Here is a 24,562-nt window from a genome sequence, read left to right as displayed (position 1 = left end):
TTAGGCGTAATTGCAGATGTCGAACTAAGGTGGTTATGCTAAAATCCGCCGCCTATTTACTCTGCTCTCATTGGGCTGTTCATACACTATAGGAAAATCACATGCGGGTTGCATTAGGCATTGAATATGATGGAAGCGCCTACTTTGGCTGGCAACGCCAAGCCGAGGTCGATTCTGTTCAACAGCAATTGGAGCAAGCGCTGTCCTTTGTCGCCAATGAACCTATTGCGGTGCAATGTGCAGGCCGCACAGATGCCGGAGTGCATGCAACAGGGCAAGTGGTTCATTTTGAAACTAACGCTATTCGTAAGCTCAGTGCCTGGACATTAGGCGTAAACGTTAACTTACCCGATAATATCGCGGTGCGTTGGGCCAAAGAGGTGGATGATGAGTTTCACGCTCGCTTTACCGCCACTGCGCGACGTTATCGCTACATGATTTGCAATCACCAGTTACGTCCTGGTATTTTGCGTGCCGGAGTGAGTCATTACCCTGGTGAGATTGATGAAACTCTTATGCATCAGGCAGCGCAATCTTTGCTAGGTGAACAAGACTTTACCAGTTTTCGCGCCATTCAATGCCAATCCAATACGCCATTTAGATGTGTTCATGAGGTCAACGTGACTCGCCAAGGCATGTATATTTGTGTTGATATTAAAGCCAATGCTTTTTTGCATCATATGGTCAGAAATATTGTTGGTTCTTTATTAGAAGTTGGCTACGGTCGCCAACAAGTGGGCTGGATAGCTGAGCTCTTGGCATTAAAAGATCGCAACCAGGCCGCTGCAACAGCGAAACCTAACGGACTCTATTTGGTCGATGTCACTTACCCAGAACAGCATCAACTACCGAAGTTGGCCCTTGGGCCGCTGTTCATGTTGGATTGAGATATAGCGCCAGCTTGTACAAACATATACTAATACCAAGGCGAGAATGAGTTAATGAAATTATCGCAACAGACTAGCCTAGATGAGTGGCTAGCGTATCTGCTTGAATTACATCCAACTGAAATCGACATGGGCCTAACTCGGGTCAAACAAGTTGCTCGCCAGTTAGGTGTTGTTGACCTTGGTGAGACTAAGGTCATAACGGTCGCAGGTACTAATGGCAAAGGCAGCACCTGCGCCATGCTTGAGAGTATACTGCGTCAACAGCAAATCCGCGTCGGTGTGTATAGCTCTCCGCATATGTTGCGCTACAACGAGCGGGTACGCATTGATGGCCAAGATGCTAATGATCAAGATTTAGTTGATGCATTTTGTGCGATTGATAGCGCTCGTGGTGATATTTCGTTGACCTTTTTTGAATATGCCACCTTAGCAGGCTTATATCTGTTTAAAGCCGCACAATTGGATGTGGTTTTACTTGAAGTGGGTTTAGGTGGACGGCTCGATGCCACCAACATCATTGATGCAGATGTCGCCGTGATCACCAGTATCGATTTAGATCATCAAGAATACCTGGGCGACACCCGAGAATTGGTTGGCCGAGAAAAAGCTGGTGTGTTCAGAACCAATAAGTGCGCTATTGTTGGCGAGGCTGATATGCCCACATCGATTGTGCAATACAGTGAGCAAATTCGAGCAAAATTGATTGCGGTCGGTAAACAGTTTAGTTATCAAGAGCAGCATGATAGCTGGTGCTTTACTGGCATGGTTAGCAATCTAACGGCGCTGCCTAAACCAAGTCTACCGCTTGCTAATGCTGCAACCGCGCTGGCGGTGATTGAGCAGTTATGGCCAGATATGCCAGCGACAGCGATAGCCCAAGGGCTGCAACAAGCTAAGCTTACAGGTCGTTTTGAGCAAGTGAGCGCTGAGCCTACAGTGCTGTTAGATGTGGCGCATAATCCCCATGCGGCGCGCTATCTTGCAAAGAAAATGGCAGCGTATCAACCTAAAAAGGTGATTGCGATTTGCGGTATGCTTAAAGATAAAGATTGCAGTAGTGTGTTGAGCATAATGTCGGATGTGGTTGATGAGTGGCATTTGGTCGATTTAGATTGCCCTCGCAGCGCCGCGGCTAACGACTTACAAAATAACTTACCCACTAGCAGTCAAAGTCACACATACGCCAGTATTGCACTGGCGTGGCAGCATTTAATTCACCGCTTAAGCAAAGATGATGTGGTAATTATTTTTGGCTCATTTTACACTGTGGCTGAGTTTAAAGCGTTGAAAAATGAATTTATACAGAGCTAAAGGGTATTGCATTGTCTAGTCAGTTTCAGAATCGCCTAGTGGGTATCATCGTATTAGTCGCCCTAGGGGTGATATTTTTACCCGATATCTTAGATGGCAAAAAGCAACATCAAGAAGAGCAGTTTGCCGAAATTCCATTGCGCCCAGTGGTTGATGTAGAGCCTTTACCGCAAAGTGAGTTTGAAACAATTGAGTTGGCGCAGCAACAATCCCAACAAAGCCCCGCACAAGCCAGTGGAGAACTCGCAACGGACGAAGCGGGTCAGTGGCAGATAGTAACTGACGACGAGCCGCAAACCGCTGAGGCAAGCAGTGCTAAGCCAAAAGCGCAGACGGATAATGCCAAGCCTGCGACGCAAACTGCGCCCAAAACCGCAGAGCCAAAGCCGGTTCAGCCTAAAGCTACGGTAGCCAAAGCCTCTGCCTATACCATACAGCTAGGTAGTTTTAACAATGCCAATAATGTAAAAGCGTTGGTTAAGCAGCTTAGAGGCAAAGGTTTTACTGCTTACACTATTCCAGAAAAACCGGTTGATGGTCAGCTGACAAAAGTGTTTGTTGGTCCAGACCTTTCGCGGGTTAAACTCGAAAAAGTGCAGAAGCAGGTCGAGCAAGTCACTAAGCTAAAAGGACGGGTGATCGCTTACAACCCAACCGAAAAATAGCGTTTCGTATACAGAACACTAAAGCCTTTAAGTGAAACACTTTAAAATAAGCCGAAATAAACCTATTGCGGCTTTGTTTTATATAGACTTATTTAGCTGACGCTGCAAAATTAAACCAGCAGACAGCGATCAATTTATCTGTCGCTAGGGGGTGAGAATCTGCTCCGTCTCTGGTAAGATCGCGCCGTCTTAATGTCATGCTGGATCATCAATTTCAATGGTTTGGATCGATTACGCCATTATCGCTGTTATCGGATTGTCGACTTTAATTAGTCTTCTCCGTGGATTTGCCAAAGAAGCCATGTCGCTCGTGGTTTGGTTTGCGGCTTTTTTCATTGCGAGTCAATTTTATGAAGACCTTGCCGTCTATCTAACTCAAATGCAAGATGAGTTACTTAGGAATGGTGTGGCAATTACGATTCTTTTTGTCGCGACGCTCATTTTAGGCGCACTGGTTAACTATCTGATTGGTCAGTTAGTGGATAAAACCGGCCTTAGCGGTACAGACCGTGTTTTAGGCTTGTGCTTTGGCGCCTTAAGAGGCGCATTGATTGTCAGTGCAATATTATTTTTCTTAGATGCTTTTACTGGCGCTCCTAGTACCGATTGGTGGGAGAGCTCCGTATTAGTGCCTGAGTTCGGTGTGGTCATACAGTGGTTTTTTGACTATGTAGAAAACACCTCAAGCTTTGTACCCAAATTATAAAACAGGGCAGATTACCTGCCTCGGCACGGCTAGTGAGTGCCGACCAAAGAACGATTTGAATATTATAATTATCAGAACATCTTACAATGAGGAATCCTACCCATGTGTGGTATTGTCGGAATAGTTGGCCGCAGTTCGGTTAATCAACCTATTTATGATGCACTAACTGTATTACAGCATCGTGGACAGGATGCAGCGGGTATTGTCACCGTAGATGGTAGTGCGTTTAGACTGCGTAAAGCCAATGGTCTGGTAAAAGACGTATTTGAGCCTAAGCATATGCAGCGCCTACAAGGTAATGCGGGTATCGGTCATGTACGTTACCCTACAGCAGGCAGCTCTAGTGCATCAGAAGCGCAGCCTTTTTATGTTAACTCTCCTTTTGGTATTTCACTTGCGCACAACGGTAACCTAACCAATACCGTGGCATTGCATGAACGTCTTGTTCAGCAGCGCCGCCATGTTAATACCACTTCTGATTCTGAAGTCCTGCTTAATCTGCTTGCCGATGAACTACAGCACACAGATAGCCAACAGCTCACGGCGGATGAAGTATTTGACGCTGTCGCCAATGTGCATAACTTAACTCGCGGTGCTTACGCGGTAGCAGCGCTGATAATTGGTCAAGGTTTAGTGGCCTTTAGAGACCCATTTGGTATTCGTCCTCTTGTACTGGGTAAGCATGAAACCGAGCACGGTACTGAGTATATGGTAGCCTCTGAGAGCGTAGCGCTTGACGCAGTAGGTTTTGAAACCATGCGTGATGTGGCCCCAGGTGAAGCGGTTTATATCTCATTAGATGGTCAGCTTTATACCCGTCAATGCGCGCAATCTCCAAGCTATGCACCTTGTATCTTTGAGTATGTCTATTTTGCGCGCCCAGACTCGACCATTGATAATGTCTCTGTTTATGGCAGTCGAGTGAACATGGGCACCCGTTTAGGCGAGAAAATCAAGAAAGAGTGGGACGATCATGATATTGATGTGGTCATTCCAATTCCGGAAACTTCATGTGATATCGCGTTAGAAATTGCTCGTAATTTGGATCTGCCGTATCGCCAAGGCTTTGTTAAAAACCGCTATATTGGCCGTACTTTTATCATGCCAGGTCAGCAAGAGCGTAAGAAGTCTGTACGCCGCAAGCTTAATGCTATCAACGCTGAGTTCAAAGGTAAGAATGTGTTACTGGTGGATGATTCAGTCGTACGTGGAACTACATCTGAGCAGATTATTGAGATGGCTCGTGAAGCTGGCGCGAAGAAAGTGTACTTTGCCTCTGCCGCTCCTGAGATCCGTTTCCCTAATGTTTATGGTATTGATATGCCAACCACAAGCGAGTTGATTGCCCATGGCCGCGACGTGGATGAAATCAGTAAGCTGATTGGCGCTGACGGTATGATTTTCCAAGACATCAGTGACTTGGCTGAAGCAGTACGTCAAGAAAACCCAGATATTAAGCAGTTTGAAACGTCTGTTTTTGATGGTAACTACATTACTAATGATGTTGACCAAGCTTACTTAGACCATCTAACCCAGCTTCGTAACGACGATGCTAAAGCTAATCGTAGCAAAGACATCGGTACCAACTTAGAGCTGCACAACGTATGTCACCCTTAGGGTTGTATCTGCGTTAGCCAAAAAAAACCGACCTTAGGGTCGGTTTTTTTATGGCTGGTATTGGTGCAGTCACAGTGACAAGATTGGGTTTTAATTGAGATGCACCAGCCAAACTGTCATCCACAGTGCAAACAAGACGCTAAGCGCTATGCGCTCGATGCGTTGGCCGAAACTGACAGAAATCAGGGTATTGATGCAGGTAAGCACTATCTGCAAGCTCACCAATAACATCAACACCAATGTGTTGTCATGCTCAAACAGCGGCAAAATCAGCAGTGATATCGCGGTAAGCAATAAAAAGTGATACAGCAAAATATGGTCTAAGCGATAATGTGAAGTGGGTAATGTGGTAAGCATAATTGTCAGCCAGTGAAATATTTACCAATCATATTACTTAAATGATAATCATTCTCAATTGAATTTACATTGTAGGAAGATAAATATTTTAGTATCGCTATTTAAACCATGGCCATTTAGCGTTATTGCCGACGCTCGCGGCGTTCACTGAGATTGCGGACTCAATTAATTTGCGATACAGTTACTGTTAATTTATACAGTGTTAGTAATAATCGATGATTCTATATATTGCCGAGAAGCCAAGCTTAGGGCGAGCCATTGCCGACGTGCTGCCTAAACCACACAAAAAAGGCGATGGCTTTATCACCGCAGCTAATGGTGATTGTGTCTCATGGTGTATTGGCCATCTACTTGAGCAAGCAGAACCCGATAGTTATGACGCTGCGTATAAGTCGTGGAAGTTTGAACATCTGCCGATTGTGCCTAGCGAATGGAAAATGCGGCCAAAAACTAAGACACGTGGGCAACTGTCGGTATTAAGAAAATTGGTTAAGCAAGCCAGTCAAATTGTTAACGCTGGCGACCCCGATAGAGAAGGGCAGTTGTTGGTTGATGAGGTCATTGCTCATCTTGGCGTAAAAGGGCAAAAACTTCAGCAAGCACAGCGACTGCTAATTAGCGATCTTAATCCGCAAGCCGTTAAGCGGGCCTTAGGTCAACTGCGGCCCAACAAAGACTTTGTACCGCTGTCGACTTCAGCATTAGCCAGAGCGCGAGCAGATTGGCTCTATGGCATGAATATGACCCGAGCGTATACCTTACAAGGGCGAAAAGTGGGTTATCAAGGTGTGCTTTCCGTTGGCCGGGTGCAAACCCCCTTACTTGGATTAGTGGTCAGGCGCGACAAAGAGATTGCCAGCTTTGTCAGCCGGCCTTTTTATGAAGTATTAGCCCACCTAAGCACCCAAGATAATGATGCCTTTACCGCAAAGTGGCAGCCCAGTGAAGCGTGCCGCCCCTATATGGATGAAGACGGCAGAGTATTAGCGCGGCGGCTTGCAGAAAATGTCGTTGCTCGGATCAGCCAACAGCCCGCCACTGTCGTCGATTTACAAAGCAAGGATAAGCGGCAAGCCGCGCCTTTGCCCTATAATTTATCTTCATTACAAATTGATGCTAGTAAGCGCTTTGGTATGAGTGCTAAGCAGGTGCTTGATACGTGCCAAGCGCTATACGAAAAACACAAACTGCTGACTTATCCTCGTTCGGACAGTCGTTATTTGCCCAAAGATCAATTTGCGCTGGCGCCCAATGTTATTCGTGCCATATTAACTGGCGCCAATGAACTGGTTGAAGGTCAACCGCAGCCCGATCCGAGTATCAAATCTAAAGCGTGGAACGACACTAAGGTCGATGCACACCACGCCATCATTCCCACCGAAAAGGTCGCTGACTTAGCCAAGCTTAGTCAAGCCGAGCGCCAGCTTTATTTACAAGTGGCACGCCAGTATTTGGCGCAGTTTTATGCCGCTTATCGATATCATGAAACCCAAGTAGAGATTGAAATAGCTAAAGGCTTGTTTCGCACTAAAGCCAAACAGGAACAATCACTTGGATGGAAAGTACTCTGGCCACAAAAACAGTCAAACCGTGAAGCTGACTCTGATAAAGAACAAGAAAACCTGCAATCCTTACCCGCACTGACGGTCGGTCAGTCGCTGCACTCAGGCCAAGCACAATTACTAGAAAAACAGACTCAGCCTCCGAAAGCGTTCACCGATGCCACCTTGCTCAGCGCCATGACGGGAATAGGCCGCTATGTTACCGATCCTGAAATCCGCAAAATTCTTAAAGAGACCGATGGCCTCGGAACAGAAGCAACGCGTGCCGGGATAATTGAATTGCTGTTTAAGCGCCAATTTATCGAACGTAAAGGCAAAACGATTGTGGCTACCGCGGTCGGCATGGGGCTAATAGACAGTTTACCTAGCAGTGCAACCACCCCAGATATGACCGCGCTATGGGAAAGTCATCTCGACGCTATTTGTCGTAAAGAGTCGAAATATCAAAGTTTTATGACGCCATTGGTGGACACTCTCCAGCAGTTGATCACTCAAGCTGGCGCCCAACTGCCCACTGCGCTACAGGGAGTTAAAGCGCCTGCTCGAGCCAATCAACGCCGTTATAGTAAAAAGCGCACTACCACGAAAAAGTCGTCAACAACCGCAAAATCCGCAACTCAGCGTCAACCTAAAGGTAGTCGAAAAGCCAGTTAAAGTCGGTGAAATTGGTTGCTCAGAACTTGGCAAGGCCGCTACATAAGGTTAACATTGTGTTCATGAGGACGACCTCATTTGCTTTGTTGACCTAACAGAGCAACTTTTCATCGGGGACGGCCCCACTTGTTTAATACACAGTGGAGCTAATTTTTGATGTTACCGAAACCCCTTAAGCACGTTGTTTACCTATGTTTGTTACTGCCATGCCTAACAATCGGCCAGAGCGCGCCAGCGTTGGCCAAACCTACCCACATGGGCTTGCATGGCATGTTGATGTTTGGCGGCCAACAGGGTCTGATTGCATCGCATTTACCTATGTATCATGTACCCCACAATGCCCAGGTTTTATTTCAATTTCACTTTGTTGATGCCAAGGTCGACAAGGCGATAAAGCAAGCATTGCAGCCTAATCCTAACCAAGTTACGCCCATTTGGACCATAGTGCCGCAGCCCTTTGATTTAATGACTCTCAGCACCGAGGCTAGTGCGACATCAGTGCGCTTGATTGTGGATATTGTGGAGGGACATTTTGAGCGAGGAGGCGTAACCAAGTATCAGCAACAAGCATTAGTAATAGATAAGTTGCTGCTGTTTGCCTTACTGGATATGGGCCAGGCCACGCAAACTCCCAAGCAGGCCACCTATTGCTTGCTCAATTTAAATCACTCTACTCAGGAGCAATACCTCTACAAGCGATTGGCACAGCGCCCTGAGACCGACCATCTGCTGCGCATTAGTAGCGCCAGCCCTTTGCCTGCAAAGTGTCATAGTGTGGATGTAACGCCGGCTAATACCGCCACGATGGATACACTGAGCGAGCAGTTCTTAGCTGATGATCTTAGCGGTGAGATATCGGTCATTTATGTTGAGAGTGATGAGCTGCAATGAAGTCGGTAAACCTTAAATCTGCAAAACCGCGTATGGCGGTTTTGCAGCATCATCACGCCGAAGGTGTCGGTCGAATTGGCGATTGGTGTCAAACCCATGGCATTGAATACGACTGTTATTTTGCCCCGCAGGATTTGCCGTCTACATTGCAAGACTATCAAGGCGTTATTGTGCTAGGTGGCCCAATGGATGTGGCTGACATGCCCAGTTGGATGGCGGAGGAATTGCGATTGATCCGCCAAGCGTTAGCGCTGGATTTACCCTTGCTGAGTATCTGCTTGGGCGCGCAGTTACTCGCCCATGCTATTGATGGGCAGGTGGTTGATATGCCAATGCCAGAGCTTGGATGGTGTGATGTCAGCGCGACAAACCATGGCCAACAGCATCCGTTAGTTAAGCGTCTATTGCCCCAGCCTTTTGCCGCTATCGCTGTGCCTCAGTGGCACTACAAGCAGATAGTGCTGCCCGCACATGTGCCAGTGCTAATGACCTCGGCGCAAGCTAAGGTACAAATGTTTGCTTATCAGCGGGCGGTGGGGGTTCAATTTCATCTCGAATGGCGTGATGCCGAGTTGAAAACGTTAGCGACTGAATTTGGTACACAATGCCCATTTCACTGTGATAACACTGGCGATAATCTCCAGCCCAGTCGTGATTATCATCACTATGTACTGGACGTCGGATTATCGCAGTTACTCGATGGTATCTTTAGCGCAGTTGTTGACCTCGATTTAAACTAATCAGCTTGTCGAGAATATGCTCACCATCCATGCGAATGCCATTGTGTTCATATTCTGAGGTGAGCCAATAGCTTAAGTTATTTACCTGCTTGGTCGTTTCTAAGCTGTATTGCATTTCGACAAACATATCATTGCTGTAGATAGCTGCGGCAATAGGGACTGTGTTGGTGGCTAAAGCTGATAAGTCATACAACTTAGCCCAGTCTTGTTTCTCTGCCAATAGGTGTGCTGCTTGTTTTAATGGCTTGAGTTGGGTGAATTGCTCGAAGAACCAAGGGTAAACCATTTCCCCAGTAAAATAGAAAGGTTTATCTGCCCCATACTCGAACTGTTGATATTGCTTTCTTACCCGGTGTGCTGCCCAGTTTGACGCTGACTGTTGGCAATAAATACTTTCATGCAATAACGCAAAAATAGGGTTGGTATTGTAATCGAGCAACTGACAAAAATGCGCTAGAAATAACGGATTTAAAGTCACCCCTTTATCCGTGTCTATCAAGGCTTGTTCAAGCAGGTAATAGACTGACTCTGGGCCTTGCTCCATGCCGATGTTTATCCCAAGTAGCTGTAACATCTCTACCGTTAGACGCTCACCCGTGGCGATCCGTACGTCATGGCGTTGGATGTAGTTGGCGAGTGCTTTGACGAGTTGCTGGGCATCATCAAAGCGATTAAAGAACTCATGGTTTTTATTTAGAACTCGCTGGTAGGTCGCCTGATAGACTTCATCGGCAGTACGAGTCAGTGACGGAATGCCACCGGTGATGAACGCCTCTTCAATACCTTGTGGGGCATCATTAACGTATTTTAAAACGCAAAAACCGCCAAAGCTCTGGCCGAGAATACTCCACTTTTGCTCGGGGCTAAGTTGGGCGCGTATGGCTTCTGCATCACGGATAATGTTGTCGGCCCGAAAATGACTGAGATACTGTGCTTGCTCTGTTGAATTAAGGTGTGCTAATGACAAGTGATTAACTGGTGTCGACAAACCCGTGCCACGTTGGTCTAGCAATAGTACGCGATACTCCTTTAGGGCTCGCTTTATCCAGCCGCTGTTTTCCACAGGACGAGCGGCACCAAATCCTGGCCCACCTTGAAAGAACACCAAATACGGTAGGGCTTGCCCTTGGTGTTCTGTGGCGATAATCTCTCTGGCAAATACCTCAATATTGTTGCCGTTGGGGTTTTGATAGTCTAGCGGCAATTGAAAACGATGCTTAGTAGCGACTATACCTTTGAGTTTAGCGGTCATGTTAGGCCTTGACTGGGTTAAGAGGTCGATAGACTCAGATTGTATATAATTAGTTTTATGCTGTAATTAGTTATCCTAGATCAATTTTTTGTAAGAGAAGTTCGAGATATAGATGCAGTTGGCGTAATCTAGTGCTAGGCAGTTAGTCATGGAAAGTGATCAATGAAATATCAAATAGTTCCTGTTACCCCGTTTCAGCAAAATTGCAGCATTATTTGGTGCGAAAAAACCAAACAAGCTGCAGTCATCGACCCCGGTGGCGACAGTGAACGAATTGAGGCGCAATTAGCGCAATTAGGCCTAACATTAGACAAAATCTTGTTGACCCATGGTCATATTGATCACGTTGGTGGTGCAATCGCGTTAAGTCAGCGTAGCCAAGCTAAGATTATTGGCCCCCATGAAAGTGATGAATTTTGGTTAGATAGCTTACCCGACCAAAGTAAACATTTCGGGTTTCCGCTGGTTAACGCGTTTGCTCCACACCAATTTCTTAATCACGGTGACAGTGTCGACGTGGGCGAGCAATCGCTACAGGTGCTGCATTGCCCTGGTCATACTCCCGGCCATATTGTGTTTTTCTCTGCCGATGCACAGATAGCTTGGGTAGGGGACGTGATTTTTAGGGGCTCGATAGGCCGCACCGATTTCCCACAATCTAATCATAACGATCTCATTAACTCTATTACCCAAGTCTTGTGGCCGTTGGGTAGAGAGGTAACCTTTGTACCGGGCCATGGTCCTATTTCTACCTTTGCTGAAGAACGAGAACAGAATCCTTTCGTTGCCGATCAGTTATTTGGTTAGTTTTCCCCTCAGCTGTGCGTTGCGAATGTTTTGAAACGTTTTGCAACGCATTGATGCTTCTTATCACCATTCATCTCTGTTAGCTTAGTTTTCCAACTACTTAAGTTGATTAGATGGACAGGTATGTCTCACCACATCGAAGATTTAATTCGCCACTGGGCTGCTAAACCGCAAGACGAATGGGTACTGGCTGTGATCACCCACGTCGAGGGTTCTTCCTATCGAAAAAGTGGTGCCATGATGCTGTTTCACCCATTGGGTCATAGTGTGGGATTGATCAGCGGCGGCTGCCTTGAAGCTGACTTAGGTCGCAAAGCCCAGCAAGCCATGCAAAGCCAACAGATTGTTCGCTGCCAATATGATGCCAGTGATGAAAGCGATGCCAGTTATCAACTTGGTTGTGGCGGCATTGTCGATTTGATGTTAGTCCCGCTGACCCACGCGAACCAAGCCGCCAATCTAAGTTCACTACAAAAATTGTTAGCCACTGAGGCGCAGGGTTTCTACCTGCTACCGCTGCTGGAACATGGCGCGCCTGCGGCTGATTTTCAGGCGCGAGTGTTCAATCATGTTGCAGCTGAGCAGGTTTTTTCGGTCACAGATTTTAATCGTGCCGGCGAGCTGATATTGCCTGAACCGCAGCAGCCCCATCTTACTGCCTCTCAGTCTTATTTAGTGACCCCAGTTGCGAGACGAAAACGCATTGCGGTTTTTGGTGGAGGTATTGATGCCCAGCCACTGGTGAGTATGGCATTACAACTTGGTTGGCAAGTTGATGTGATTGATCCAAGAACCAGTTACGCCCGTGCCCATGACTTTGCCGGTGCTAACCTGTTTAAATGCCCTATAGATGATCTGCCCGCCCGTTTTTGTGACCAATTGGATGCGGTGGTGGTGATGTCCCATAACCTTGACCTTGATGCACAGGCGCTGCGCTTGGTTTGTCACAGCGAGATTCGTTACTTGGCGTTGTTAGGTCCAGCACATCGACGTGAGCGTGTGTTAAACAAAGCGGAGCTAGCCTATGAGGATGTTGACTGCTTTTTCTCCGCGCCCGCAGGGCTGGCTTTAGGCGGTGAACTGCCAAGCTCTATCGCCCTGAGCATTTTGTCACAGTGCCATGGAGTATTACATGACGCGCAATTAGTGGCACTTGATAGGGTAATGAAATGACTAAGGTAATGGCGTGAGCAAGCATCAACTGGCTAACCGTAATGAGTCAAAAACACTTGTTTGCATTCTTGCAGCGGGTGCGAGTCGACGCTTTGGTGCGCCCAAGCAGCTCGCTAAGCTTGCCAGCGGTAACTTATTACAATGTTCAATCAATACGCTAGCACAAGTGGCCAGTCAGATTAACGGGGATCTTGCGCTGGTACTTGGAGCTAACGAGATGCAGATTAAACCGCATCTCAAAGGGCATTTTATTTTATTGTCCAACTTACATTGGCAATCGGGTATGGCGAGTTCGATTGTTTGTGCTGCTCGCTATGCTGAGCAGCATCACTATACTCATTTACTGATCTGTTTAGCCGATCAGGTTGCGTTGAGCGCAACTGACTATTTAACTGTGCTTAACGCTAGCCGATGTCGGCGAGCAGCGGCCTATTATCAACACCGTTTAGCTGCGCCTGCACTCTTTTTAGCTGAAGATTATGCCCATCTAGCGGGGCTTACTGGTGATATCGGCGCTAAGCAGTTGCTGCGCAGGCATTATAGAGATGGTCAGTTAATTGCGTGTGCGCTGCCCCGTGCAAGCATAGATATTGATACCCAAGATCAACTCATAAGTTGGCAAAACAAGCTGTAGAAAATTAATACGTTAATTGGTATTCACTGGCCCAAAGAGATGAAGCGGTAGGGCAAGCAAGGAGCAAGTCATGTCGAACAAAGCCATGAAAATAAATATAAATGGTCAATCCTTTACAGTCGATGCAGACCCCAATATGCCCCTATTATGGGCGTTGCGGGATATGTTGCAGTTAACCGGCACTAAGTATGGCTGTGGTGCCGGGTTATGTGGTGCCTGTACTATCCATGTTGATGGCGAGCCCGCGCGGGCCTGTTTAACCAGCCTGAAGCAAGTCGCAGATAAAGCGGTAACCACCATTGAAGGGTTAGAGTTTGAGCAGCTAAAGCAAGCTTGGGCGCAACATAATGTCCCCCAATGTGGTTTTTGTCAGGCTGGACAATTGATGTCAGCTGCCGCATTGCTGGCAAAACATCCTAAACCTGCTGATGCCCAGATTGATGAAGCCATGTCTGGCAATATCTGCCGTTGTGGTACATACACGCGCATCAAGTCTGCAATTAAAGCCACCACCGGTGGCTATCAGGCTAGCCACAGTGCTGCCGCCTCAATGGAGGTAGAAGCATGAGCCAGTTTAACGCCGTAAAAAACTTCAGCCGTCGTGATGTGCTTAAATTGTTTGGGGCAACAGGGGGCGGGCTCGCACTGGGCGCCAGCGGTCTAACCTGGAGCCCCGCAGTGATGGCGCAATCACAAGAATCTAGGCTGAACCTATTTATCGCTATTGGCGATGATGACAAAGTCTATTTAACTTGCCATCGTTCAGAGATGGGTCAAGGTATCCGCACTGGGATACCACAGGTGCTGGCGGATGAACTCGGTGCCGCTTGGGAGCAAGTCGTTGTTGTTCAGGGTCTTGCAGACAAACGTTATGGTAGTCAAAACACCGATGGTTCGCGCAGTATTCGTAATGGTTTTGACAAAATGCGCGAAATGGGTGCCATTGCCCGAACCATGCTCGAGCAAGCTGCCGCTAATAAGTGGCAAGTCGATGTCGCTGAGGTGAGTACAGACAATGGTAAGGTGGTGCATGTCAGCTCCGGTAAGCAAGCACGCTTTGGTGATTTGGCTCATGCAGCCAGTCAGTTGCCGCTGCCGGATGTCAGTACCTTAACGCTAAAGCCTGCCAAAGATTATACCCATATCGGTGCATCACATCGCATTGTTGATATGCAAGATATGTTGAATGGCCAAGCGCAATATGGCCACGATATTACGCTGGATAACATGTTACATGCCAGTATTGTGCATCCGCCTGTTGTTGGCAGCGATATTGCGAGTTTAGATGACAGTGCTGCTCGCAAGGTCGCCGGGGTAGTGGATGTGATAGTGATGCCTGTATTTAAAGGGGCACCGTTGTTTCAACCCTTAGGCGGCGTTGCGGTGATTGCGACCAATACCTGGAGTGCGATGCAAGGGCGTAAGGCATTGCAAATAACTTGGAAGGCCAGTGTTAATGACAGTCATGACAGCGACAGTTACTTAAAATCGTTGGTGGATAAAGTCTCTAAACCAGCTAAGGTTGTGCGCCAGCAGGGACCAGAAGTGAGTGACTGGCCCAGTGAGCAAACTATTAGCGCTTTGTATACTGCGCCTTACCTTGCCCATGCGCCAATGGAAACGCCTGCAGCTACCGCTCATGTAACCGAACAAGGCTGTGAAGTGTGGGCATCAACGCAAACACCACAGCGCGCCCAGCAGGTGATTGCAGCCGCCTTGGGGTTAGCTGAAGAACAAGTGACTGTGCATGTGACCTTGCTTGGGGGCGGCTTTGGCCGGAAGTCCAAACCCGATTACTGCGCCGAAGCGGCGATGTTGTCGGCGCAACTCAAGCGCCCTGTAAAAGTCTGCTGGACCCGCGAAGATGATATCCAAAATGGTTATCTGCATGCCATTAGCGCGCAACATTATCAGGCTAAATTCGATGCTCAAGGTAAGCCGGTAGCGATTTTACAGCGTACAGGTTTTCCCAGCATTGGCTCCACATTCCAAGAAGGGGCAGAATATCCTGCGGGCTGGGAGCTAGATTTGGGTTTTGTTGATGTGCCACTGGCGATAGACAGTTTGCGCTGTGAAGCGGTTTCCGCCACCGCGCATACACGTATTGGTTGGGTGCGTTCGGTCTGTAATATTCAGCACGGTTTTGGCATAGGCAGTTTTGTCGATGAATTGGCTGTTAAGGCCGGTCAAAGTGCACCGCAAATGTGGAAGCAATTGTTAGGGCCCTTACGCCAAGAGCAATTTAAAGAGCAAGGTTTCCAATATGGTAATTACGGTGAAGATTTAGCCCGTCATCCCGTTGATATTAGCCGCTACCATGGGGTAATTGATGCGGTTGAGCAGGCTATGTTAGCCCATGGTAAACCCAAAGCGAATCAAGGTTGGGGTTTTGCGGTACACCGCAGTTTTGCAGCGTTTGTGGCCACGGCAATATTAGTGGAGGTAGACGCAGGTAAAGTGCAGGTGTTGCAAGCTATTTCAGCCATCGATGCCGGTACCGTTGTTAATCCTGATCGCGCTAAGTCACAAACGGAGGGAGCGATTATGTTTGGCTTAAGCTTAGCTATGATGGGTGAGATCAGTTTTAATCAAGGCAAAGTGCAACAGTCTAACTTTCATGACTATCCAATGTTAAGAATGGCGCAATGTCCGGCTATTGAAACCATAGTCATCGCCTCAAATGCCGCTCCAGGTGGGGTGGGTGAGCCGGGTGTACCGCCAGTTGCTGCGAGTCTAACTAACGCTATTTTTGCTGCCAGTGGACAACGGATTAGAACTTTACCCGTCAATCAGCACCTCAAAGTGTAGAACGTACACTGTGTAACCTACTGGGTTTAAAAAGAGGCATTGCGCCTCTTTTTTGCTTTCATTACCACGTAAAACTTGTTCTTGAGCAAAAAACTAGCAATTAATGTTAGTTTTGTTATGAGAACACTGTTTTTTAATTACAGAAAGGAGTAGTTTAACCCTACGCTAATCAACGTAAATTACCGGGTTATCGCGGGTTAACATTGCTGTATATCGGCATGCTGTTACCCATTGAGTCATAGATGATTAATAGAGGAGCATGGAAAGTGCCCGTATTAGCCAAATGACTGCTCGATACTCGAGTCCATAATAGAAGGGGTCATTTATGGAGCACCGATTTCAAGTCGCATTGTCTGCTGGACTACTTGCTGCCTTGTGGGCAGGGCTGGCAGATACATTTCATTTAGTTACCTGGATAGGCTTTCTCGCTTGCAGCACCTATTTTGCTCAGACCAAACCGGGTTTTCAAGGGGTGTTGCTGACTTGGTTCACCAACTTGTCCGGGGTGTTTTGGGCATGGTTAGTGATTAGCGGGACGAGTTATTTCGGCTCTGCGTGGGTTGGCTATTTGCTCACGGGTATTGTCACCAGTGCTATGTGCTTGCAAGCAAGCCACAACAAACTATCCTTTATTCCAGGCGCCTTTATTGGTTGCTGTATCACCTTCGCCATGGCGGCAGACATCGCTGCAATAGTGCCTGCGTTAATTTTAGGCGCACTGTTGGGCTACGCCATGACGTTATTGACATCTCAGTTGGTAAGCTTAAGTCAAAAATTGGGCCTAAGTGCCAAAGTCGCCACGGCGGATGAGCCTGGCCAATAGACGGATCTTCAGCAGTATTAAGCACAATAATACTTCTCATAAACCAAGGTATATGGTTGCGATATGAAACAAATAGAATTTAGAAAAATTGATGCGTTGATGATTAAACTCAGCCTCAATGGAAAATTTTTTGTAGTATGTGCCATGGTCAGTGCGATCAGTATTGCCATCGCCATGCTAAATATTTATCAGGTCACAGAGCAAGCGGCTCAGCAATCTACTCAGCGAGCACAGCAGAGTCTTGATGCATTAGCACAGGCGGCAGCAAGCTTGCAGTTAAGTGACGCAGATTTGCAGCAGTTTGCCTCTGCCAATAACCTCACTATCAGCAATCGTTCGCAACAAAACCGTACCGAGGACATGGTGACAGTGAGTGCCAATGTTGCCGGGCAAGCCGGTGTGTATTTGCAGGCACGCCATAATGTCGCGAGTTGGGAGCAACCCAATGTCGATCAAGCATGGTTTGTACTGTATTTAGTCTTGTTAGGTTTGCTACCGCTGTTTCAGTTAAGTTATTGGATCTCAACCTCATTGGGCGGTGGCTTGTGGGATATGTATATTGCCATTAAGCGTCTAGCTGATGGTGATTTATCTTGCCGGTTAAATTTCTTTGGTACCGATGATTTTAGTATGATTGCCAGAGAGATTGATCGCAGTGCCGACAATATGAGTGAGATGGTGAGCGCGATTGGTGACAACGCGACAACACTAACTAAAGCTTCCCATGAGTTTAATCAACAAGCACGGCAAAGTGATGAGCTAACTCAGTTCCAGTATCAATTTCTCGATACCGTCGCGGTGGCGATGGATCAAATGACGGCGGCCATTGAAGAGGTTTCCCACAACGCGGCTAACACCTCGGAAGACACTAAGACCAGTGCCGCGCAGGCTGACCAAAGCAAACAACGTATCGCCGATGCAATGACTCGTATTGCCCAGTTAGTCTCGCAAATTGATTCCGCTTCTGGCTCGGTAGAGCAACTCTCTAGCCATGCTGCCGAAATTGGCGCGGTGGTGACCACGATTAACGGCATTTCAGAGCAAACCAACCTGTTGGCACTCAATGCTGCAATTGAAGCCGCGCGAGCGGGTGAACAGGGCCGAGGCTTTGCCGTGGTGGCCGATGAAGTGCGTACCCTTGCACAGCGAACGCAACAGGCGACAGTTGAGATTCAGTCGATGATTGAAGGGTTACAATCAGGCTCAGGAAAACTGTCGACTATCACTCATGAGATTGTATCTGAAGCAGAGCAGGGAAGAGGCGCGATAGAGCTGGTGGGCAGCGACATTGATAGCATGGCTGATTCAATTAACCATGTATTTGATATGAGCTCACAAATTGCCGCTTCTGCTGAGGAGCAAAGTGTTTCGGCCCGTGATATTGCCGCGCAGCTTAATGAAATTCGCACCCAATCTGAAACCATAAAAACCACCTCTGAGCGCTCGGTGGTATTGGCCGATGACTTAAAAGCCTCTTCAGAGCAGCTCGAAGGTATCTTAGAGCAATATAAGCTAGCGTAACGTCTTAACCAATAAAAAAGGTCACATTACTGTGACCTTTTATGTGCTCAATTTACGCTAATCGCGCGGCTTTGTCGTTAGCTAAACGTACTCCAAATTGGCGCGTGGTCAGAAGGCTTTTCAATGCCCCTAAGCTCATAATCAACGTCTGATTCAACCAAACGTGCCGCTAATGATGGCGTTGCTAACACCACATCAATACGCAGGCCGCGATTATCCACAAAACCTTTAGAGCGATAATCAAACCATGAATAGCGCTCGCTGCGTTGCGGGTGCAATTGGCGGAAGGTATCAATGAGACCCCAATCAAGTAGAGTTTTTAACCATTCACGCTCTTCAGGTTGAAAACTGCATTTGCCGGTCTTTAGCCAACGCTTGGCGTTTGGTTCGCCAATGCCGATGTCTAGATCAACCGGTGAAATGTTAATGTCACCAATAATGGCGATATCTTCATCTGGGCTGTGGTGTTCATTGAGGTAAGTCATGAGATCTTGATAAAACTTACGCTTAGCGGGGAATTTAGTCTCGTGACTAATATTGTCCCCTTGGGGGAAATAGCCGTTGAGTACCGTTAGTAGTCGACCATTTTCCTGCTCAAAGGTAGCCATTATCATACGGCGCTGGGCATCATCGGCATCGGTAGGAAAACCCTTTTGGATCTTTAGCGCTGACTTCTTGCATAACATGGCCACACCATAGTGCGCCTTGCCGCCGTGATAATGCACTTCATAGCCCATGGCTTCTACATCAGCAATCGGAAACGCTTCATCATGAACTTTGGTTTCTTGTAGGCCAATGACATCTGGCGAATGACTATCAATGAGTGCCTGCAGTTGGTGTAAGCGAGCACGGATACCATTGATATTAAATGAGACGATTTTCATGAATGATAATACTCCTTCAAGTGCATGAAATTAAGGGAGAACGCGCTTAAATGGTTTGACGGTAACAGCGGCATATACGCCCGCTTCTATATAGGGATCGGCGTCAGCCCAGGCTTGTGCCGCTTCAAGTGAAGCAAAGTCGGCCACGACTAGTGAGTCAGTAAAGCCTGCACTGCCGGGATCTTCACTGTCTATCGCTGGGTGGGGGCCTGCGACTAATAAGCGACCTTCGTCAGTTAATGTTTGTAATCTTGCAAGGTGAGCGGGGCGGGCGCTAAGGCGTTTTTCTAAACTGTTTTCAACATCCTGCGAAGCAATCATGTACCACATAATATGAGTTCCTTTTATGGGTAAAGGTAGAGGAGTAGCGGCGACAGGCAGGGTCGCCGCGAAACGATTTATTTGTTATTCAATTCTTGCTTGTGCTCGTCGCTCATATTTTTAAATAGATAAACCACGGTGATCACGGTATTGATGAGCGTCAGCGCCGTTAAGCCGAATACTTTGAAGTTTACCCAGGTTTCCTGCGACAGGCTAAAGGCAACGTAGATATTAATTAAGCCACAGGCGACAAAGAACATGACCCAGTACCAAGTGACATGAGCCCAGATTTTATCGGCGACGATAAGCTCTTTACCTAACATGCTTTTTAATATGGGTTTATTAATGAGCTGACTAACGGCAAGTGCGATAGCGAACAGTGCATAGACCACGGTCACCTTCCATTTAATGAAGGCATCATCGTGAAAGATCAAGGTCAACGTACCGAAGAATGTGACCATCACAAAGGTGATGATATGCATCTTTTCTATGGTTTTATAAAGGGCATAACAGATGATAAGTTGTAGCGCTGTTGCTACGATTAGCGCCCCACTAGCCACGTAAATATCAAAGAACTTGTAGACGGCAAAAAAGATAACTAAAGGTAAAAAATCGAGCAATTGTTTCATATAACTATCATGGATTATGCGAAGAAAAAGTGCCGTCGAGTGTAACACGCAGTGGGCATAGCACAAAGCCTTGCCAAGTGCTTATCCATTAACAAGCGTTAATTAAAGCTTGTCTTAAATGAGGCTTAATTTTTAGTGGTGATTTCGGGTTTAATCGGTGCCATCAAATCGGTTGTAGTTAAACTCAATATCACTGACGATAAGTTGAAAATCTTGCGCGCATTGGTTGGCGATAAGAAACCCAATGTGGCTAATTTCAGTTAGGTCGGGCGCTGGTCTGTTTGGGTAGTCCTGACCGCGATAACTTTCAATAAAATCTTCAGCAACGAAATGCAGGGTTTGCCATTGGTTTACTGTGGTGGTGAAGTACGCTTTATAACTTTTAGGTTGATCCAATAATGAGGCGCAGGTTTGCAACCTGAATTGATACCTAAGGCCGTCACCGCGAACGCGCATGGTGATGGTTAGAGCGGCGTGGCTTGGATGCTCACTCAGAGTGACCGGGGCTTTAATCGACGCAAACCCACCATTGTTATCAATACTGACTGCGCCGCTAAATTGCACCTGATGTTGGCTTTGTTCGACCTGACTGTTAGAGCATCCGCCCATTACAGTATCGTTAATGCGTTGCCATATACCGATATTTACCATCATTTTCCTTAACGTGGTTTAAAAAGCGTTATTGTGATTCTCGTTGACTGAGCGCAAATGTTGCGTGAAGGTGGCGCAGATTATCAAATTGAAAGTCGGCTTGTGCTTGGTAAGGTTTGTCAGTACCGAAAGTGAGCAAAATGGATTGCATGCCCGCATTATTGGCCGCCTGTACATCATAGAGATAGTCGCCAACATAAGCGATGTGATGCGGATTAATGTTCCAACGACGGCTGATAGACAGCAAGCTTTGCGGGTTGGGTTTGGGTAATCCATCTTCGCGAGTCACAATTTGGCTTATGGGCAAGCGGCATTGATTGACTTTAACCGCAGCAGCTTGTCGACAATTTCGAGTCACTATTGCTGTTGGTATCTGCAGCTGCTGCAGAAATTGCAGTAATTTATGGGCCCCATGCAGTGCGGTCGCCGACTGCGCATCATGCATCTCATGGGCTAAAATGGTGTCATTGGCGGCCTGACGTTGACTGGCTGAAAGCGATGCCACATAGGTCAAAATATCTTGTTCGGCTGGGCAGCCTATCGCCTGCTTAATGATGGTGAAATTAAGCGATGAGCTTACTAAGGTGCCGTCTAAATCAAATATTATCGCTTTTATCGGGATTTTCACTGTGATTAATTATCTAAAGTTAACATGTAAAATTCAGTGGTACGATTTAACTGTGTCCTTGTCCCAAGCCTTTAACCTAGCTGACCTTTGACGCTGAGCTTATCAATCAGGCTCATAAAGTCATTCAGTTGCTGCGGCTGCTGGTAGTCTATGTGGTACTTGCCATGAAATAACAGCGACAGGGTGACCCCACAGGCCTTTAGGTAGCATGTATAACCGTCAAAATCATGCCAAGCTTCAATATGCTGATAGCGATAGATGCCGTCGTTTTTGGTCCCCAGTTTAACCACTTGGTTAAAGGCGTTGAGTGCTGACGTCATGTTTAGCTCATTTTTCATCGCGACCTCGCCATGTCGATTACAGTTTTAACCGCATCTTTGACTGACAGTGCTCTGTGGGGACGCCAATCATTTCATCGTAAGCGGTTTGCAAGGTAAACTCGGCTTCTTCAGCCCCTAAACTTTTCAGGAACTGTTTGGCCTGTTCAAACGACAAGCATGTTTTATGCTGGTGTTGCGGCGCACTTAGCTGATAGAAATTGCCCTGCTTATCTTCGCCGCCCACCAAATAATGGGTTGCATCTGCAGTATTAATAATAGCAGGGTATAAGTGGTTATCTTCAAACGCTTTAGCGAGTTGCTGTGGTTGCATAACTTGACCTGTTATTGATTGAAACTAATTAAACATACGCAGCGCCGGGCGTGGGGGATCACTTTGATTTAGTGGAGGGAATGCAATTTTTTAGCGACCAATACCCACAGCAAGTTGTAAATAACATTTCTATAACAAAGGTTTGCAAAAAGTAACCGTAGAGATGCGCTGGGTTAGGAAGTTGTTTACGTTTTAGTGGACTTGATTCTATAATGCGGCGTCAGATCAAGATAACAATAACAAAACACATACGGATTGGAGTCTACTTACATTATGAAGAGACAGTTTAACGCGGTTAAACAGGCCGTTGCACTATCTATTGGTTTATTGAGCGTTTCAGCGGTTGCTAGCGCGCCTTTAACAGTAGAAGAAGTCATTGGTTTACAACAAGTTGCTCAAGCACAGGTGAGTCCTTCTGGCGATAATGTGGCTTTCACACGTTATGTGCCAAGAGCGCTATATAAAGAAGAAAATGGCCTACATTGGTCTGAATTACACATTGTTGATGATGCTGGCGTTGAACGTCCCTACATTACCGGTCAGGTTAATGTGAGCAACATTCAGTGGTCTGCAGACGGCTCTCTGGTCTATTTCTTGGCCAAAATGGGCGAAGATAAGCATACTGCACTGTATCAGATCCCTTTTAACGGTGGTCAGGCAAGCAAAACACTATCGCTAAAAGAGACCAGCGTTGCAGATTACGCATTGAGCAAAGATGGCAAGCAGATTGCCTTGATTGCAAAACCGGCTAAAGATAGCAGTGTTAAAGAGTTAAAAGAACTCGGTTTTATGGCCGAAGTTTATGAAGAAGGCCTAACTAACAAGCAATTGTTTGTTGTTGACCTTGCTGCAAGTGATAAGCCACTAACACCGATCGCGTGGAATATTGCAGACTTTGTCTCTGACGTGCAATGGTCGGCCGACGGTGAGCAGTTATTGGTTAAGACGCAGCCAACGGCGCTGATTGATGATCAGTACATGAAATCACAGTGGCATATCGTGAATGTGGCCAAGCAGCAAGTGACCACTTCGTTTGCAACTGAAGGTAAGTTAGGTGCGGCTGAGTTTTCTCATGACGGCAAATATGTAGCGATTTTAGGTGCTGAAGACAAACATGATCCTGCTACGGGGCGTTTGTATTTAGCTGAAACACAATCGGGGAAGATTGCTGAGTGGATCCCTAATCATATGGGTCATATCAGTGATATTGAGTGGAAAAACAACAAGAACGAGTTGTATTTTATTACCAATATCAACACTGATTCGGTGGTAGGCCTAATCAAGCCTGGTAGCGAAAAATACAAAGTTGTGGTTAAGCCGGGCAAATTTATCGCCTCGCAGTTAAGCATTTCTAACTCAGATAAAACTCTCGCTATTCGTGCTAACACAGATAAGCACCCTAACGAAGTGTACATGTTGCGTGGCAGCAAGCATAAAGCTTCACGCCTGAGTGACTCTAACCCATTCTTAGCGGACAAGCAGTTTGCTAAGCAAGAGTCTATCTCGTTTAAAGCCAGTGACGGTGTTGAGATTGGTGGGGTGTTGATCTATCCATTGGATTACCAAAAAGGTCAGCGCTACCCATTAATCATGTCAGTGCACGGCGGACCTGAAAGTCATGATAAAGATGGCTGGTTAACCAACTATTCTCGTCCTGGGCAACTGGCTGCGGCACAAGGTTACGCGGTGTTCTATCCAAACTATCGCGGTAGCACAGGTAAAGGCGTTGATTACTCTAAGCTGGGTCAAAATGATTATGCCGGTAAAGAGTTTGATGATTTAGTTGAGTTTAAAGATCACCTGGTTGAAATGGGGTTGGTTGATAGCGCTAAAGTCGGTATTACCGGTGGTTCTTACGGTGGTTACGCTTCAGCTTGGGCGGCAACTAAGCTCACTAAGCACTTTGCTGCGAGTGTCATGTTTGTCGGTGTGACCAATCAGCTGTCTAAATTTGGTACGACTGATATCTCTAACGAAATGCATTTAGTGCATGCTCGCTCTTACCCATGGGATAAGTGGCAGTGGTATCTAGAGCGCAGCCCAATTTACTGGGCGGGTCAGTCTGAAACGCCTCTGCTTATCATGCATGGTAAGGACGATCCACGTGTTCATCCAGCGCAATCAATGGAGCTATATCGCTACATGAAAGTGCAGGGCAAAGAAGTGCGCTTAGTTTATTACCCTGGTGAAGGCCATGGTAACCGCAAGGCGCCAGCGCAATACGATTATCACCTACGTCTAATGCGTTGGATGGACAACTACCTGAAAAATGACGCTAAAACGATGCCTGATCATAAAATTGATCACAAGGCAAAGTTGGAAGCGGCTAAAGAAGCTTAATTATAACGGCTTGGTAAAGCTTGTTATTACCCCTAAAAACGCCTGAG

General features: G+C 46.8%; 25 protein-coding genes. 16 read left to right on the top strand and 9 right to left on the bottom strand.

Annotated elements, in window-relative coordinates; all coding sequences use genetic code 11:
- The first annotated feature begins 101 nt into the window (after positions 1-101).
- The 5 genes from truA to purF all read left to right on the top strand — a co-directional run bounded on the left by truA (position 102) and on the right by purF (position 5,189).
- Positions 102-887 (top strand): tRNA pseudouridine(38-40) synthase TruA, encoded by a 786-nt coding sequence (truA, locus tag L865_RS0109700; protein ID WP_028773051.1) that lies wholly within the window; start codon positions 102-104, stop codon positions 885-887.
- Positions 888-941: 54 nt separating this feature from the next.
- The gene (gene folC / locus L865_RS0109695; protein WP_028773050.1) at positions 942-2,201 is read left to right on the top strand and encodes a bifunctional tetrahydrofolate synthase/dihydrofolate synthase; all 1,260 of its coding nucleotides are present in this window, start codon (positions 942-944) and stop codon (positions 2,199-2,201) included.
- A gap of 11 nt (positions 2,202-2,212) precedes the next feature.
- Positions 2,213-2,866 (top strand): cell division protein DedD, encoded by a 654-nt coding sequence (gene dedD / locus L865_RS0109690; RefSeq protein WP_028773049.1) that lies wholly within the window; start codon positions 2,213-2,215, stop codon positions 2,864-2,866.
- A 217-nt stretch (positions 2,867-3,083) separates the two neighbouring features.
- Positions 3,084-3,572, top strand: a complete 489-nt coding sequence (locus L865_RS0109685; protein ID WP_028773048.1) for a CvpA family protein — start codon at positions 3,084-3,086, stop codon at positions 3,570-3,572.
- Between the two features lie 102 nt (positions 3,573-3,674).
- On the top strand, positions 3,675-5,189 hold the full coding sequence (gene purF, locus L865_RS0109680; protein WP_028773047.1) for an amidophosphoribosyltransferase: 1,515 nt from the start codon (positions 3,675-3,677) through the stop codon (positions 5,187-5,189).
- 90 nt (positions 5,190-5,279) lie between these two features.
- On the opposite strand, the gene L865_RS0109675 is transcribed toward purF, so the two are convergent.
- The gene (locus L865_RS0109675) at positions 5,280-5,546 is read right to left on the bottom strand and encodes a hypothetical protein (protein WP_028773046.1); all 267 of its coding nucleotides are present in this window, start codon (positions 5,544-5,546) and stop codon (positions 5,280-5,282) included.
- Positions 5,547-5,761: 215 nt separating this feature from the next.
- Between L865_RS0109675 and L865_RS0109670 the strand changes: the two genes are divergently transcribed.
- The 3 genes from L865_RS0109670 (at position 5,762) to L865_RS24535 (ending at position 9,393) form a co-directional block, all read left to right on the top strand.
- Positions 5,762-7,762, top strand: coding sequence for a DNA topoisomerase III (locus L865_RS0109670; protein WP_028773045.1), 2,001 nt, complete (start codon positions 5,762-5,764; stop codon positions 7,760-7,762).
- A gap of 156 nt (positions 7,763-7,918) precedes the next feature.
- The gene (locus tag L865_RS0109665; RefSeq protein ID WP_028773044.1) at positions 7,919-8,653 is read left to right on the top strand and encodes a hypothetical protein; all 735 of its coding nucleotides are present in this window, start codon (positions 7,919-7,921) and stop codon (positions 8,651-8,653) included.
- Positions 8,650-9,393, top strand: coding sequence for a type 1 glutamine amidotransferase (locus tag L865_RS24535; protein WP_051484546.1), 744 nt, complete (start codon positions 8,650-8,652; stop codon positions 9,391-9,393). Before L865_RS0109665 ends, L865_RS24535 begins: the two co-directional genes overlap by 4 nt.
- Here the strand turns inward: L865_RS24535 and L865_RS0109655 are convergent.
- The gene (locus L865_RS0109655) at positions 9,362-10,645 is read right to left on the bottom strand and encodes an alpha/beta fold hydrolase (protein ID WP_028773043.1); all 1,284 of its coding nucleotides are present in this window, start codon (positions 10,643-10,645) and stop codon (positions 9,362-9,364) included. The genes L865_RS24535 and L865_RS0109655 overlap by 32 nt on opposite strands.
- A 162-nt stretch (positions 10,646-10,807) precedes the next feature.
- On the opposite strand from L865_RS0109655, the gene L865_RS0109650 reads away from it, so the two are divergent.
- The 7 genes from L865_RS0109650 to L865_RS0109620 all read left to right on the top strand — a co-directional run bounded on the left by L865_RS0109650 (position 10,808) and on the right by L865_RS0109620 (position 18,411).
- Complete coding sequence (locus tag L865_RS0109650; protein WP_028773042.1) at positions 10,808-11,452, top strand: MBL fold metallo-hydrolase; 645 nt, start codon at positions 10,808-10,810, stop codon at positions 11,450-11,452.
- 123 nt (positions 11,453-11,575) lie between these two features.
- Complete coding sequence (locus L865_RS0109645; RefSeq protein ID WP_028773041.1) at positions 11,576-12,625, top strand: XdhC family protein; 1,050 nt, start codon at positions 11,576-11,578, stop codon at positions 12,623-12,625.
- 13 nt (positions 12,626-12,638) lie between these two features.
- Positions 12,639-13,259: a nucleotidyltransferase family protein gene (locus L865_RS0109640; RefSeq protein ID WP_028773040.1), complete on the top strand. Its 621-nt coding sequence runs from the start codon at positions 12,639-12,641 to the stop codon at positions 13,257-13,259.
- A gap of 70 nt (positions 13,260-13,329) precedes the next feature.
- Positions 13,330-13,827, top strand: a complete 498-nt coding sequence (locus tag L865_RS23510) for a (2Fe-2S)-binding protein (RefSeq protein ID WP_051484545.1) — start codon at positions 13,330-13,332, stop codon at positions 13,825-13,827.
- The gene (locus L865_RS0109630; protein WP_028773039.1) at positions 13,824-16,067 is read left to right on the top strand and encodes a xanthine dehydrogenase family protein molybdopterin-binding subunit; all 2,244 of its coding nucleotides are present in this window, start codon (positions 13,824-13,826) and stop codon (positions 16,065-16,067) included. The genes L865_RS23510 and L865_RS0109630 overlap by 4 nt, the downstream gene beginning before the upstream one ends.
- A 325-nt stretch (positions 16,068-16,392) precedes the next feature.
- Positions 16,393-16,890: a DUF1097 domain-containing protein gene (locus tag L865_RS0109625; RefSeq protein ID WP_028773038.1), complete on the top strand. Its 498-nt coding sequence runs from the start codon at positions 16,393-16,395 to the stop codon at positions 16,888-16,890.
- Positions 16,891-16,953: 63 nt separating this feature from the next.
- A complete protein-coding gene (locus L865_RS0109620) occupies positions 16,954-18,411 on the top strand; it encodes a methyl-accepting chemotaxis protein (RefSeq protein WP_028773037.1) in 1,458 nt (485 codons plus the stop codon).
- A 77-nt stretch (positions 18,412-18,488) separates the two neighbouring features.
- Here the strand turns inward: L865_RS0109620 and xthA are convergent, their stop codons facing one another.
- From xthA to L865_RS23495, 7 genes are all read right to left on the bottom strand, one after another.
- Entirely contained in the window at positions 18,489-19,295 is an 807-nt protein-coding gene (gene xthA, locus L865_RS0109615) for an exodeoxyribonuclease III (RefSeq protein WP_028773036.1), read from the bottom strand.
- Positions 19,296-19,325: 30 nt separating this feature from the next.
- Positions 19,326-19,625: a YciI family protein gene (locus L865_RS0109610; RefSeq protein WP_028773035.1), complete on the bottom strand. Its 300-nt coding sequence runs from the start codon at positions 19,623-19,625 to the stop codon at positions 19,326-19,328.
- A gap of 68 nt (positions 19,626-19,693) precedes the next feature.
- Positions 19,694-20,245, bottom strand: coding sequence for a septation protein A (locus tag L865_RS0109605; protein ID WP_028773034.1), 552 nt, complete (start codon positions 20,243-20,245; stop codon positions 19,694-19,696).
- A 150-nt stretch (positions 20,246-20,395) separates the two neighbouring features.
- On the bottom strand, positions 20,396-20,896 hold the full coding sequence (locus tag L865_RS23505; protein ID WP_051484544.1) for a CIA30 family protein: 501 nt from the start codon (positions 20,894-20,896) through the stop codon (positions 20,396-20,398).
- A 28-nt stretch (positions 20,897-20,924) separates the two neighbouring features.
- Positions 20,925-21,524 (bottom strand): HAD family hydrolase, encoded by a 600-nt coding sequence (locus L865_RS23500; RefSeq protein WP_051484543.1) that lies wholly within the window; start codon positions 21,522-21,524, stop codon positions 20,925-20,927.
- A gap of 71 nt (positions 21,525-21,595) precedes the next feature.
- Positions 21,596-21,862, bottom strand: coding sequence for a DUF3081 family protein (locus L865_RS0109590; RefSeq protein ID WP_028773033.1), 267 nt, complete (start codon positions 21,860-21,862; stop codon positions 21,596-21,598).
- Between the two features lie 19 nt (positions 21,863-21,881).
- On the bottom strand, positions 21,882-22,175 hold the full coding sequence (locus L865_RS23495) for a DUF6482 family protein (RefSeq protein WP_028773032.1): 294 nt from the start codon (positions 22,173-22,175) through the stop codon (positions 21,882-21,884).
- Between the two features lie 273 nt (positions 22,176-22,448).
- Between L865_RS23495 and L865_RS0109580 the strand changes: the two genes are divergently transcribed.
- A complete protein-coding gene (locus L865_RS0109580) occupies positions 22,449-24,515 on the top strand; it encodes an alpha/beta hydrolase family protein (RefSeq protein ID WP_028773031.1) in 2,067 nt (688 codons plus the stop codon).
- Positions 24,516-24,562 lie beyond the last annotated feature (47 nt).

Source organism: Shewanella waksmanii ATCC BAA-643 (assembly GCF_000518805.1).
Taxonomy (GTDB): domain Bacteria; phylum Pseudomonadota; class Gammaproteobacteria; order Enterobacterales; family Shewanellaceae; genus Shewanella; species Shewanella waksmanii.
Note: the sequence above shows the minus strand (reverse complement) of the source record. Positions and strands in the feature narration are given on the sequence as shown.